Source organism: Lentzea jiangxiensis (assembly GCF_900104175.1).
Lineage (GTDB): Bacteria > Actinomycetota > Actinomycetes > Mycobacteriales > Pseudonocardiaceae > Lentzea > Lentzea jiangxiensis.
Window position 1 is genome coordinate 674,261 of record NZ_FNIX01000001.1, and the last position, 13,694, is coordinate 687,954.

General features: G+C 71.4%; 8 protein-coding genes. 3 read left to right on the top strand and 5 right to left on the bottom strand.

All coding sequences use genetic code 11. The annotated features are described in order from the left end of the window. Positions 1 to 17: 17 nt before the first annotated feature. From BLQ91_RS03445 to BLQ91_RS03465, 5 genes are all read right to left on the bottom strand, one after another. Entirely contained in the window at positions 18 to 1,214 is a 1,197-nt protein-coding gene (locus tag BLQ91_RS03445; RefSeq protein ID WP_090095957.1) for a M1 family metallopeptidase, read from the bottom strand. Further along, positions 1,211 to 4,948: a Pls/PosA family non-ribosomal peptide synthetase gene (locus BLQ91_RS03450; RefSeq protein WP_090095062.1), complete on the bottom strand. Its 3,738-nt coding sequence runs from the start codon at positions 4,946 to 4,948 to the stop codon at positions 1,211 to 1,213. The genes BLQ91_RS03445 and BLQ91_RS03450 overlap by 4 nt, the downstream gene beginning before the upstream one ends. A gap of 101 nt (positions 4,949 to 5,049) precedes the next feature. After that, the gene (locus BLQ91_RS03455; RefSeq protein ID WP_143022509.1) at positions 5,050 to 6,942 is read right to left on the bottom strand and encodes a DUF4153 domain-containing protein; all 1,893 of its coding nucleotides are present in this window, start codon (positions 6,940 to 6,942) and stop codon (positions 5,050 to 5,052) included. Between the two features lie 88 nt (positions 6,943 to 7,030). Next, complete coding sequence (locus BLQ91_RS03460; RefSeq protein WP_090095064.1) at positions 7,031 to 8,029, bottom strand: HAMP domain-containing sensor histidine kinase; 999 nt, start codon at positions 8,027 to 8,029, stop codon at positions 7,031 to 7,033. Next, the gene (locus BLQ91_RS03465; protein WP_090095065.1) at positions 8,026 to 8,715 is read right to left on the bottom strand and encodes a response regulator transcription factor; all 690 of its coding nucleotides are present in this window, start codon (positions 8,713 to 8,715) and stop codon (positions 8,026 to 8,028) included. Before BLQ91_RS03465 ends, BLQ91_RS03460 begins: the two co-directional genes overlap by 4 nt. Before the next feature lie 83 nt (positions 8,716 to 8,798). Between BLQ91_RS03465 and recD2 the strand changes: the two genes are divergently transcribed. The 3 genes from recD2 to BLQ91_RS03480 all read left to right on the top strand — a co-directional run bounded on the left by recD2 (position 8,799) and on the right by BLQ91_RS03480 (position 13,691). Beyond that, positions 8,799 to 10,970, top strand: coding sequence for an SF1B family DNA helicase RecD2 (gene recD2, locus BLQ91_RS03470; RefSeq protein ID WP_090095066.1), 2,172 nt, complete (start codon positions 8,799 to 8,801; stop codon positions 10,968 to 10,970). Between the two features lie 346 nt (positions 10,971 to 11,316). Beyond that, complete coding sequence (locus BLQ91_RS03475; RefSeq protein WP_090095067.1) at positions 11,317 to 12,597, top strand: M14 family zinc carboxypeptidase; 1,281 nt, start codon at positions 11,317 to 11,319, stop codon at positions 12,595 to 12,597. 14 nt (positions 12,598 to 12,611) lie between these two features. Continuing rightward, positions 12,612 to 13,691 carry a serine hydrolase domain-containing protein gene (locus BLQ91_RS03480; protein WP_090095068.1) on the top strand — a complete coding sequence of 360 codons (1,080 nt, stop codon included), beginning with the start codon at positions 12,612 to 12,614 and terminating at the stop codon, positions 13,689 to 13,691. Positions 13,692 to 13,694: the final 3 nt, after the last annotated feature.

A 13,694-nucleotide genomic window follows, 5' to 3' on the forward strand; every position in this document is an offset into this window, starting at 1 on the left:
GGACTTCGACACAGGCCCTAGCGGGGTAGCTCGGTCTCGAACAGCCACCGGGTCAGCAGGTCCCGGTGCCCGGCGAGGGCGAGGAAGTCCTCGGTCGTCACCACGCCGTGCCGGTTGCGCGCGCACCACTCCCGCAGCAGCGCGAAGAACGAGTCGTCGCCCATCTCGCGGCGCAACGCGTGCAAGGTCAACGCTCCGCGCTTGTAGACCCTGTCGTCGAACCACTCGGCCCGGTCGGGCCGTCCGATCACGACGTCCTGGGGCAGCCGCCGCAGGAGGTCCCGCGCTCCGGCCGCGCACGCGTCCGCGGACCGGCCGCCCGAAGCCTCGGACCACAGCCACTCCGAGTAGCTGGCGAAGCCCTCGTTGAGCCAGATGTGCTCCCACGCGGCGATGCCCACCGAGTTGCCGAACCACTGGTGCGCCAGCTCGTGCGCCACCAGCCGTTCCGAACCGCGGCGGCCGTCCACGTGGTTCGCGCCGAACGTCGACAGCCCCTGCGCCTCGACGGGGACGTCCAGCGCGTCGTCCGTCACCACGACCGAGTACCGCGGGAACGGGTACGGCCCGAAGAGCGACGAGAACAGCTCGACCATCTGGTCCTGCCGGCCGAAGTCGTGCGCCACCAGCCGCTTCAGCCTCGACGGCGCCCAGACACCGGGCAGCGCCTCGACATACTGTCCTATCTGGACGGTCGCGAGGTACGTCGCCATCGGCGAGGCCATCGAATACGTCCACCGCGTCGTGCTGCCGGAGACCTTGCCGTCCACCAGGACCCCGTTGCACACCACCGTGTACGGCGAGGGCGCGGTGACCTCCAGGTGGTAGGAGGCCTTCGAGGAGGGCTCGTCCAGGCACGGGAACCACGACGGCGCCCCGATCGGTTGCGACGCCACGATCGAGCCGTCCGTCAGCTGGTCCCAGCCGAGGTCGCCCCACTCGGGCGTCGAGACCGGCACCGGCGTGCCCGAGTACCGGACCTCGACCGAGAACGACCCGCGCACGGCCGCGCGGACGTTCAGCACGCCGCCCGCGTGGGCGTACCGCGCCGGCCTGCCGTTCACGAGCACCTTCGAGACCCGCAACGAGCCGAAGGACAGCGAGAACGAGCTCAGCGACGTGCAGGAAGCCTGCAGCACCGCACGCCCGGACAGGCGTGCGGAGTGCGGCTTGTAGTCCAGCTCGAGTGCGTAGTGGTGTACGGAGAAGCTCATGTCCACGCGGAGATCGGGTTGCCCAGCCAACGGGTGCCCGACGGTACATCTTCTCCGCGCATGACGAGCGAGGCGGGTCCGATCGTGGTGTTCGCGCCGACCGACGCGCCGGGCAGCACGATGCCGTGCGGGCCCAAAGTGGACCCGGCGCCCAGCTCCACGCGGTCCATGCGCAGGATCCGGTCGTGGAACAGGTGCGTCTGCACGACGCAGCCGCGGTTCACCGTGGCACCCTCGCCCAGCCTGACCAGGTCGGCCTCGGGCAGCCAGTACGACTCGCACCACACGCCGCGGCCCACCGACGCGCCCAGCGAGCGCAGCCAGAGGTTCATGACCGGCGTGCCGCCGGAGAACCCGATCAGCCACGGCACCGCGAGCACCTCGACGAACGTGTCCGCCAGCTCGTTGCGCCACACGAACGCCGACCACAGCGGGTACTCGCGCGTCTTGAAGCGGCCCACGAGCACCCACTTGGCGACCACGGCCACCAGGCACGCGGCCACGCCGGCGCCCAGCAGCACGACGCCGGACCACCAGATGCCGAACTCCTTCAACGCGAACAGCACGAGCACGACCAGTGCGACGTTCAGCACCACCGGGACGAACCGGCACAGCTCGACCAGCGCCCGCGCCCACATGAGGTGCTTGGGCGGGTCGAACGTGCGCGACTGGTCCGACACCTCGGCGGCGCGCGGCAGTTTCATCGGCGGCATGCCCAGGTACGACGACCCGGCCTTGGCCCGCTTCGGAGCTGCCGACAGCACGCCGACCAGCCCGCCCTTCGGGACGTTGCGGCCGGGCGCGGTCATGCCCGAGTTGCCCAGGAACGCCCGCTTGCCCACACGCGCCGTGGCGATGCGCAGCCAGCCACCGCCGAGCTCGTACGTCGCGACCATCGTGTCGTCGGCCAGGAACGCCCCGTCGCCCACGCGGGTCATCTTCGGCAGCGCGACCACGGTCGAGGCCTCCACGTGCCGGCCGACCTTCATGCCGAGCAGCCGCAGCCACACCGGCGTGAACAGCGACGCGTACAGCGGGAACAGGGCCGAGCGCGCGTTGTTCATCAACCGCTCGGTCGTCCACGCCGCCCACGCGACGCGGCTGTGCACGGGGTAGTGCCCCTCGCGCATGCCGATGCCGAGCAACCGCACCGCGACGAGCACCAGCAGCGCGTAGGAGCCGAACCAGATCGCCGCGGCGGCCGGGACGTCCCACAGCGCCGACGTCAGCGTCACGGGCCGCCTCAGCACGTACAGCAGGGCCGGAGCCGCCGCCAGCAGCGGCAGTGCGGCCATCAGACCGGAGGAGACGCCGTACATGAAGCTCCACCAGCGCGACCGCTCCGGGCGGCGGGACGGGAACGACCGCGCCGCCTTGCCCTCGCGGATCGCCGGGACGCCCGCCCAGCGCTGCCCGGTCGGCACGGAGCCGACGACGCCCGAACCGGGCGCCACCTCGGCCCGCTTGCCGATCTTCGCGCCGGGGAACAGCGTGCTGCGCGCCCCCACGGTCGCGCCCGCGCCGATCCGGATGCGCCCGATGCGCAGCCGGTCGCCGTCGAGCCACCAGCCGGACAGGTCGACCTCGGGTTCGACGGCGGCACCGCGGCCGACCTTCAACATGCCCGTGACCGGCGGCAGCGAGTGCAGGTCGACGCCGGGAGCGATCTTGGCCCCCAGCGCCCGCGCGTAGTGCGTGACCCAGGAGCCGGAGAGGTCGGTGGCGCGCGACAGCTGCGCCAGCACCTCGGCGGTCCACAGCCGCAGGTGGACGGACCCGCCGCGCGGGTACTCACCGGGCTTCACGCCGCGCAGCAGCAACCGCGCGCCGCCGGCGGAGATCGCGAGACGCCCGGCGGGGCTCAGGAAGACCGCGAACCCGGCGGCGATCCACCACCACGACACCGACGTCCAGCCCAGCACGTTCGACAACGCCGTCAGCGCCACGGCCCACCGCGCCCCGGCGACGGTCATCAGCGGGATCATCAGCAGCGTCTGGACGACACCGGTCCACCGCGGCGTCGGCGCGACCTCGTGCACCTCGGCCGCCTGGCCGTAGGACTCCAGGCGCTTCGCGAGCCCGTGCAGCGTCGTGTTCTGGTAGACGTCCGACACCGACGCGCTCGGGTAGCGCGTGCGGATCATCGAGACGAGCTGCGCCGCGGCCAGCGAGCTGCCGCCGGACGCGAAGAAGTCCGCGTCCTCGGAGGCCGGGCCGGAGCCCAGCACGGCCGTCCACTGCTCGGCCAGCCAGCCTTCGAGGCCCGAGAACACCGCACCGGTGGTGCCGAGCGACTCGAGCGGCCACGGCAGCGCGGCGCGGTCGACCTTGCCGGACGTGCGCGTCGGCAGCGTCTCGACCACGGCGATCAACGGGACGAGCGCGGCCGGCAGCTCGGCCCGCAGCTGCTCGACGGCCGCGGCCTGGTCGAACTCGCCGTCGGCCACCACGTAGCCGACGAGGATCTGGTTGCCGCCCCGCGTCGTGCGCACGGCGGCGGCGGCACCGGCCACGCCGTCGAGCGCGAGCAGGGCCGCGTCGACCTCGCCCAGCTCGATGCGGCGGCCACCGAGCTTGATCTGCTCGTCCGCGCGGCCGAGGAAGACGAGGCCCTCCGGTTCGGCGCGGACCACGTCACCGCTGCGGTACGCGCGGTCCCAGCCCGTCGAGGGCAGCGGCGCGTACTTCTGGGCGTCCTTCTCGGCGTCGAGGTAGCGCGCCAGGCCGACGCCGCCGATGACCAGTTCGCCCGGTTCACCCATCGGCACGACCTCGCCCCGCGAGTCGACCACGGCCAGTTCCCAGCCGTCCAGCGGCAGGCCGATGCGCACGGGACCCCGGCCGGTCATCCGCGCGGCGCAGGCGACGACCGTCGCCTCCGTCGGCCCGTAGGTGTTCCAGACCTCGCGGCCGGGCACGGCGAGGCGTTCGGCCAGTTCGGGCGGGCAGGCCTCGCCGCCGAAGATCAGCAGCCGCACGTCGTCCAGCGCCTCGACCGGCCACAGCGCGGCCAGCGTCGGCACCGTGGACACGACGGTGATCTCCTGCTCGACCAGCCACGGACCCAGGTCCATGCCGGTGCGCACCAGCGAGCGCGGCGCGGGCACCAGGCAGGCGCCGTGGCGCCACGCGAGCCACATCTCCTCGCAGGAGGCGTCGAACGCGACGGAGAGACCCGCCAGCACCCGGTCCTCGGGCCCGATCGGCTCCTCCCGCAGGAACAGCCGCGCCTCGGCGTCCACGAACGCGGCCGCGCTGCGGTGCGTCACGGCGACGCCCTTGGGCTTGCCGGTGGAACCGGACGTGAAGATGATCCACGCGTCGTCGTCGAGACCCGGCTCGCCCGGCACGCCGAGCGCGGTGCCGTGCGGCACAAGGGATCGGCCCTCGCCGAGCACGGCGCTCACCCCGGCCTCGCCGAAGACGAGCTCGGCGCGCTCGTCCGGGTCCTCGAAGTCGACGGGCACGTAGGCCGCGCCCGCCGCGAGGGTCGCCAGGATCGAGACGTAGAGGTCGGCGGTGCCGGACGGCACGCGGATGCCGACCCGGTCGCCGGCCCCGACCCCCTCGGCGGCCAGCTTTTCTTTGAGCTGGAGCACTTCCGAGATCAGTGCGCGGTAACTCAGCGCGGTGGTGCCGTCGTCGACGGCCAGCGCGTCCGGGTGCTCCTCGGCACTCGCGCGCAGGATGTCCACCAGGGTGCGCGGTGTGGGCGCCTCTCCCGCGGTGAACATCGATCGAAGGACAACGGGTTCAGCCGCAATGGTCACTTGAGCGTCACTTCTCACCCTCTCGGCAAACTTGCAGACCTGCTACTTTACCTGCGCTTAACGGATTACCGCTCTCCGGAGTAGGTGGACTCACAGGTGACCTCAGTCACCGCAACGCTTTCGAGCGACTTCCCGGCGGTGTACCGGGCGAGGTTGAACTCGCGCCAGTCCTGCTCGACGACCCTGTTCTTCAACCACCGCAAGGCACACGACCTCTGCGGCTCGGGCAACCTCGTGAGCGCCGGCACCGCGTCCTCCGACAACCGCGACAGGTAGACCGTGTCGATCTTCCGCGTCGCCTCGAAGCGCGTCACGTTGTAGTCGGCCACCACCCGCTCGGGGTTCAGCACCACCACGGCGAGGAAGAACGCCGTTCCGGTCGCGACGATCGCCTTCGGCAACCAGTTGGCGCGCAACGAGATCCCGCTCGCGATCACCATCAGGTACACGACGGCCAGCCACACCTCGCACGACGCGACGAGCAGCCGCAGCACCGTCCACCCGTACGCCTGCTGGTAGAACCACATGCGGCTCAAGGCACTCGCCACGATGACAAGTGTGAGAACAGCCAGTGAACCCAGAAGGACCCGCAGCCACAACTGGTCCCGTGCCGTCTTCCTGACCGCGAACCGCGCCACCCCGGTGATGACGCCGAGCGTCAGGATCGTGACCCACAGCAGCTGCCAGAAGCCGGACCGCGCGTACTCGGCGAACGTCACGCCCGCAGTCCGCATCACGTAGGCCTCGCCACCGAACAGAACCGCGAGCTGCGTCCCCACGAAACCGGTGAACAGCAACACGAGCACACCGACCGGCAACCCGTAGTCCTTGAGCCGCAACGACCCGGGCTTGGCCTCGACGTCCTCGTCGATCTCCGGAGGCGCCGCCACGAGGTAGCACGCCCCGATCGCACCGGCGGCAGCCACGACCCCGAAGAACACCATCCGCACGAAGCCGTCGACCTCCAGATCCGGCACCAGGCTCTCGAGGAAGTTGTTGAACCCCTTGTCCGCCCCGGCCAGCAACGACCCGAAGACCAGCAACAGCACCGCAGCCACACCGACGGACGCGAACGGCCTGATCCCGATCGGCCCCCGCTTGCTGATCCCCTTGGCCACCCACGGAATCGAGCGGAACGCCGCCAACCCGACACCGAGCGCACCGAAGACGAGCCCGCGCACCGTCCTGCCGCCGGTCATGGCGATCGAACCGCACAGCATCGACGCCAGCACGCACAACGGGAAGACCCACTCCGCGGCCCTCAGGAAGCCCATCGCGAGGAACGCCAGCGCCCCCGCCAGCCACAGCGCGCGTTCAACGCCCGGCTTGCCCGCGTGGAACAGCACGGCGCCGACGCCGAACAGCCCGGCCAGGAACCAGCCGACGCCGTTGCCGGGCGGTGCGAGCAGCGCGCCCGCCAGACCGGCGACGAGGCCGGCGACCATCACCTGACCCGGCGCGCCCGTCGTGGGCGGCTTCCACCAGGGCAGGAAGGGCACGCCCGGTGCCGCGACCACCGCCGGGGCGGCGAGGTGGCGGGGTTGGGCCTGCCAGGGGGAGGACGGGGGCGGGGTCGCGGTGGCCACCTGCGCGGGTCGGGGGAGGGCGTTGGGGGTGGGAGCCGTGGGCTCGTCGGCGGCCCTCGGCTTGTCGGAGGGCTTCGAAGCCTTCGTCTCGTCGCCGGCCGAAGCCGCCGGCTTGGCCCCGTCGCCAGCCGCCTCCGCAACCACCGCCGCCCCGGGCTCGGCGGCGGCCTTCCCCTCGTCACCAGCCGCCTCACCACCCACCACCCCCGCGGGGTCCGGCGAGCCCCCAGAACCCGCCGGCCCCCCACCCCCGGCGACGGGCCGGTACCCGACCCTCCGGAACTGCCGGTACCCGCGCCGCCTCGCGGCCTCCTCCCGGGGCGACTCCGCGGAGTCCCCCGAACGCGTCGAGTCAGAGCCAGAGTCAGTCATGTCTCTCTCCATAAGCCCGAAGAGGGCGTGCGTCACCGCCGCACCAACCAGGCGGCGGTGCGGTCGAAGCAGGGTCGTCAGGACGAGCTCAGCGGGGCAGGGTCACCCGGATGCACGACCCGGGGCCGACCACGGCGATCGTGCCGCCGTGCAGGTCCACCACCCACCGGGCGATGGCGAGACCGAGCCCGGTCCCGCCACCGCCCGCCCTCTCCCCGCGGGTGAACCGCTCGAAGATCCGCGACCGGTCGGCCAGGGCGATCCCCGGTCCCTCGTCGCGCACCTCCAGCACCACGGAACCCGCGCTCGCGTACCCGGACACGGACACCTTCCCCCCGGTGGGTCCGTGCCGGGCCGCGTTGTCGACGAGGTTCACCAGCACCTGGTGCAGCCGCTCCCCGTCGGCGAGCACGGTCAGGTCTCCCGCGACGTCGATCGAGAACGTCGCGGCGGGTGCCGCCACGGCTGCCTCGGCCACCACGTCGGCGACCAGCGAGGACACCGACAGCTCCTCGCGGTTCAGCGAGAGGACGCCGGCGTCGATCTTCGACAGGTCGAGCAGTTCGGTGACCAGCCGTCCGAGCCGTTCGGTCTGCGCCAGGGCTGTCCTCATCGTCGCGGCGTCGGCGACCGCCACGCCGTCGACCACGTTCTCCAGCACGGCCTGCAGCGCCGAGATCGGCGTCCGCAGCTCGTGCGACACGTTCGCGATCAGCTCACGCCGTTGCCGGTCGGCGGCGGCGAGGTCGGCGGCCATGACCGTGAACGCCTCCGCCAGCTGCCCCACCTCGTCCGACGATGTGGCGCGCACGGAGCGCGTGTAGTCGCCGGACGCCATCGAGCGGGCCGCCGACGTCATCTCCCGCAACGGCGACGTCATGCCGTGCGCGAGCAGTTGCGACGTCAGCAGGCCCAGACCCAGTGCGATCAGGGTGGTCCGCGGCGGCAGCCACCCCGTCACGTAGCGGAAGTACGCGAACGACACGCACCCCGACACCACGATCACGATCCCGAGCTTGAGCTTGATCGACCGCACCGAGTCGAGCGGGCGCGGCAGCACGTCGAGCCAGCCCAGGACCGTCTTCACCCGGACACCTCCTTGCGAGGGACCTCCAGCGCGTACCCCACCCCGTGCACGGTCCTGATCAGGTCGGCGCCGAGCTTGCGCCGCAGCGCCTTCACGTGGCTGTCGACCGTCCGCGACGACGCCCCCTCGTGCCACCCGCACGCCTCCGCCAGCAGGCGCTCCCGCGCCTGCACGGCGGAGGGGCGTTCCGCGAGGAACACCAGCAGGTCGTACTCGGTGGGCGTCAGGTGCGCCTCGACGCCCGCGCGGCGCACCCGGCGGGCGGCGAGGTCGATCACCAGGTCCCCGAGCTCCAGCGACCGCGACGACACCGCCCGCGACACGCGCCGCAGCAGCACGTGCACCCGCGCCGCCAGCTCGCGCATCGAGAACGGCTTCGTCAGGTAGTCGTCGGCCCCCACGGCGAGCCCGACCAGCAGGTCGGTCTCGTCCCCCCGCGCGGTCAGCATCAGCACCGGCACCGACCGCGACGCCTGGATCCGCCGGCACACCTCGAGCCCGTCGTACCCCGGCAGCATCACGTCGAGGACCACGAGGTCGGGCAGGAACGCCGCGGCCTGCGCGACCCCCGACGGCCCGTCGTGGGCCACCGACACCACGAACCCCTCCGCCCGCAGCCGTGCGGCCACGGACTCGGCGATCGTGATGTCGTCCTCCACGACGAGCACCCGGCGCTGACCTGTCATGGCGGCGACTTTATGGGCATGTCGTGGAGGACGCCGGGACGAGTTGTGAAGATCGTGTGCAGACCTGCGGGTAGGTTCGGGGCATGAACGTCCTCGAAGCGGTCCTGGAGAGGATCACCTACGCCAACGAGGACAACGGCTACACCGTCGCCAAGGTCGACACCGGCCGGGGTGACCTGGTCACGGTCGTCGGCGCGCTGCTCGGCGCCCAGCCGGGCGAGTCGATCCGCATGCGCGGCCACTGGGGCTCGCACCCGCAGTACGGCAAGCAGTTCCACGTCGACGACTACACGACCGTCCTGCCCGCGACGATCCAGGGCATCCGCCGCTACCTCGGCTCCGGCCTGATCAAGGGCATCGGCCCGGTGCTCGCGGACAGGATCGTCACGCACTTCGGCGTCGACGCCCTGGACGTCATCGAGCACACGCCCGAGCGGCTGGTCGAGGTCCCGAAGCTCGGCCCGAAGCGCACCAAGCTCATCGCGGACGCCTGGGAGGAGCAGAAGGCCATCAAGGAGGTCATGGTCTTCCTGCAGGGCGTCGGCGTCTCCACCAGTCTCGCCGTCCGCGTCTACAAGCAGTACGCGGACAAGGCCATCGAGGTGGTGAGGGAGGAGCCGTACCGGCTGGCGAGCGACGTCTGGGGCATCGGCTTCAAGACCGCCGACGTCATCGCGAAGGCCGTCGGCATCCCGCACGACAGCCCCCAGCGCGTGAAGGCCGGCCTGCAGTTCACGCTGTCCGAGGCCACCACCGACGGCAACTGCTACCTGCCGGAACAGGCGCTGATCGCCGAGGCGATCAAGATCCTCCAGGTCGACACGGGTCTCGTCATCGACTGCCTCGCGGAACTCGTCGAGGAGGAGGGCGTCGTCCGCGAGGAGCTACCGGACGACGAGGTCGCGATCTACCTGGTCCCGTTCCACCGCGCCGAGATCTCGATGGCCGCGCAGCTCAAGCGACTGCTGCACGCCGGCACCGACCGCATGCCGAGCTTCGCCGCGGTCGACTGGGACAAGGCGTTCGCGTGGCTCGGCACCGAGCTCGAGCAGCACCAGGCCGAGGCGGTCAAACTGGCTCTCACGCAGAAGGTCGCGGTGCTGACCGGCGGCCCCGGCTGCGGCAAGAGCTTCACCGTGCGCTCGATCGTCCGCCTCGCCCAGGCCAAGCGGGCCAAGATCGTGCTGGCCGCGCCGACCGGGCGGGCCGCGAAGCGCCTCACCGAGCTCACCGGCCACGAGGCGCGCACGGTCCACCGGTTGCTGGAGCTCAGGCCCGGCGGCGACGCGGCCTACGACCGGGACCACCCGCTCGACGCCGACCTCGTGGTCGTCGACGAGGCCTCGATGCTCGACCTGCTGCTGGCCAACAAGCTCGTAAAGGCCGTCCCGCCGGGTGCCCACCTGCTGTTCGTCGGCGACGTCGACCAGCTGCCGAGCGTCGGGGCGGGGGAGGTGCTCCGCGACGTGCTGGCGCAGGGCAGCCCGATCCCGAACGTCCGGCTCACGCACATCTTCCGGCAGGCCCAGGAGTCCGGCGTCGTCACGAACGCGCACCGCATCAACAGCGGCGACTACCCGATCGTGCAGGGGATGCCCGACTTCTTCCTCTTCAGCACCGACGAGGCCGAGGACGCGGCGGCGCTGACCGTGGACGTCGTCGCGAACCGCATCCCGCGCAAGTTCCGCCTCGACCCGCGCAAGGACATCCAGGTCCTCGCGCCGATGCACCGCGGCCCGGCCGGCGCCGGCGCGCTCAACACGGTGCTGCAGGAAGCCCTCACGCCGTCGCGCGACAACCTGCCCGAGAAGCGCTTCGGCGGCAGGGTGTTCAAGCTCGGCGACAAGGTCACCCAGATCCGCAACAACTACGACAAGGGCCGCAACGGCGTCTTCAACGGCACTCTCGGCGTCGTCATCGGCCTGGACACCGTCGAGCAGAAGCTGACCATCCGCACCGACGAGGACGAAGAGGTCGACTACGAGTTCTCCGAGCTCGACGAGCTCAGCCACGCCTACGCGATGACCATCCACCGCTCCCAGGGCAGCGAGTACCCGTGCGTGGTCGTCCCGATCACGACCAGCGCGTGGATGATGTTGCAGCGCAACCTGCTCTACACCGCCGTCACGCGGGCGAAGAAGCTCGTCGTGCTCGTGGGCAGCAAGCGGGCCATCGGCCAGGCCGTGCGCACGGTGGGGGCGGGCCGTCGCCACACGGCGCTGGCCCACCGCCTGAGGACCGCGCAGGCGCTCTGAGCTCCGTCAGTCGACGCTGCGCACGATGGTCGGCTCCAGTCCCTCGTCGTCGTCGGTGAGAGAGCCGCGCCAGGGGAAGGAGATCTCGGCGACACCGTCGTCGTAGAGGTGGTCCATGGCATGCTCTCCCGCTTCTTCCCGAGACTGGTCGTGGGCGAACCCCGCTGTCCGTCGAGTCGGTTTCGGCTTCACTGCGCAATAACCGCTGCGGTGCTGACCCTGATGTTATTGATCTTCGTCACATCACGCCAATGGCACCTTCCGGCGTCTCAAGCACCGGACGGTAATCATCCGGTCGGTCGAACGGACTGGCGACGATCGGCCGAACAGCCCATGATCGTCGATCATGCGGACCGCCGTCGCCCTGATCGCCTGCCTGGCCCTGCTCCTCAGTCCCGCACCGGCTCCCGCGGACGGTCCACAAGCGACGTACGTGCTGCGCGTGCCCGCCCCGCTGGGGGACTCCGCGCAACGCCTGCTGGGACTCGGCTACGACGTGCTGGAGCAGCGCGACGGTGACGACCTGTTCGTCGCGGGCGGCAGGAACACCGCGGACGAGCTCCGCGCGGACGGCTACCGGCCGGCTGTCGAGAAGGTCCTGCCCCCGTCCCGGCGGGCGCCGCGCTCTGTCGGGGACGCGACTTATTACGGCGGTTATCGGACCATCACGGCACACCTGGCGCATCTCGACCAGGTAGCGACCGCGCATCCCGAACTGGCGACGGTCGTCGACTACGGCGATTCCTGGCGCAAGACGCAGGGCAGCGGCGGCCACGACCTGAAAGCCGTCTGCGTCACCCGGAGGAAGCCCGGCGACTGCGCGTTGACGCCGACCGCGCCCAAGCCGCGCCTGTTCGTGATGGGCCAGCTCCACGCCCGCGAGATCACCACCGGCGACATGGCGTGGCGGTTCATCGACGACCTGGTCGGATCGGCGGACCTCACCGCGCTGCTCGACGAGCTGGAGGTCTGGGTCGTCCCGATCGCCAACCCGGACGGCGTCGACATCGTCGAGTCCGGCGGCGACTCCCCGGTGCTGCAGCGCAAGAACGCCAACGGCACCTGCGCCTCCGGCCCGCGCGGCGTCGACCTCAACCGCAACGCGGGCTCGCACTGGGGCGAGGTCGGCTCGTCCGCGAACCGGTGCAGCGAGACCTACCGCGGCACGCGCGCCGACTCCGAGGTGGAGGTGCAGGCACTGGAGTCGTTGTGGCGCAAGCTCTACCGCGACACGCGCGCACCCGGCGACACCGCGGCGGCCACGCAGGACACCACCGGCGCCGTGATCTCCATGCACAGCTACGGCGACTACGTGCTGTTCCCGTGGGGCTGGAGCACGCAGAAGACCGGCAACGACGCCGCGTTGCGCAAGATGGCGCAGGACATGGCCGCCCTGTCGGGTTTCCGCGCCGGCCAGCCCGGTGAGCTGCTCTACAACGCCGCCGGCGCCACGGACGACTGGGTGTACGACGACCTGGGCGTGCCGAGCTTCGTGTGGGAGATCGGCGCGAGCTCCGGCCGGTGCGGGGGCTTCCTGCCGCCGTTCTCGTGCCAGCGGGACGTGCACTGGCCGAAAGTGCGTCCCATGCTCGTTTCGGCCATGAAGGCAGCAAAGCGCCCGTATTGAGGCGTTGGGGAGGCATGGGGACACGATCACTGGCCATCGCCACCGCCTGCACGCTGCTCTTCACCGGCACCGCCGCCGCCGACAGCCCGAGGATCGACCGCGGGATCGTCCAGGAGGGGCTGGACGAGATCGTCCGCACCGCCGCGCAGGGCGTCCAGCTGCGCGTGACGGACGGCCGGACCCGCTTCACCGCGCGGTCCGGCACCGCGGGACTCCGCGACCCGCGTCCGGTCCCGGCGAACGGGCGGTTCCGCGCGGGCAGCACCACCAAGTCGTTCACCTCCGCCGTCGTGCTCCAGCTCGCCGGGGAGGGCGAGGTCGACCTGGACGCGCCCGTCACCCGTCACCTGCCGGGCCTCGTCGACGACCGGATCACCGTGCGCCAACTGCTGCAACACACGAGCGGGCTGTTCAACTACACGGACGCCCTCGACTTCGACCCCCCGGGCTTCGAGCCGATCCGGTACCGGCACTGGGAGCCCGAGGAGCTCGTCGCGCTGGCCACGAGCCGTCCGCTGGAGTCCGAACCCGGCACGAGGTGGCGGTACAGCAACACCGGCTACGTCGTCCTCGGCCTGCTGATCGAGAAGATCACCGGTCAGGACTACGCGGAGGCCGTCTCGCAGCGCGTCCTGAGGCCGTTGCGCCTCGTCGACACGACGTTCCCCGGCGACAGCCCGGACGTCCACGGCCCCCACGCCCGCTCGTACGGCCTGGTCGACGGACGGCCGACCGACACGACCCGGTGGAACACCACGGTCTTCTGGGCCGCCGGTGACGTCGTCTCGACCACGAAGGACCTCGACACCTTCTACAACGCCCTGCTGGGCGGTGTCCTCCTCGCGCCCGAGCAGCAGCGCGAGCTGACGCGGACCACGGCCGTCAGCCCCGGCTACGGCCTCGGACTGTTCCTCGACCAGGTCTCGTGCGGCGCGACGATCATCGGCCACACCGGCAGCGTGCCGGGCTTCTCGAGCTACGCCTACTCGAGCCCGGACCGGAAGGTCCGCGCGGAGTTCTCCGCCACCACGGGCCTGGGCACCGGCGACCCGACCGGGGCCTACTTCCGCGTGCTGGACGAGATCTTCTGTTGATCA

Bases quoted from the DNA above. Each gene is read 5' to 3' on its own strand.
- BLQ91_RS03455 (WP_143022509.1), bottom strand. From the start codon at position 6,942: ATGACTGACTCTGGCTCTGACTCGACGCGTTCGGGGGACTCCGCGGAG.
- BLQ91_RS03475 (WP_090095067.1), top strand. From the start codon at position 11,317: ATGCGGACCGCCGTCGCCCTGATCGCCTGCCTGGCCCTGCTCCTCAGT.
- recD2 (WP_090095066.1), top strand. From the start codon at position 8,799: ATGAACGTCCTCGAAGCGGTCCTGGAGAGGATCACCTACGCCAACGAG.
- BLQ91_RS03445 (WP_090095957.1), bottom strand. From the start codon at position 1,214: ATGAGCTTCTCCGTACACCACTACGCACTCGAGCTGGACTACAAGCCG.
- BLQ91_RS03450 (WP_090095062.1), bottom strand. From the start codon at position 4,948: ATGTTCACCGCGGGAGAGGCGCCCACACCGCGCACCCTGGTGGACATC.
- BLQ91_RS03465 (WP_090095065.1), bottom strand. From the start codon at position 8,715: ATGACAGGTCAGCGCCGGGTGCTCGTCGTGGAGGACGACATCACGATC.
- BLQ91_RS03480 (WP_090095068.1), top strand. From the start codon at position 12,612: ATGGGGACACGATCACTGGCCATCGCCACCGCCTGCACGCTGCTCTTC.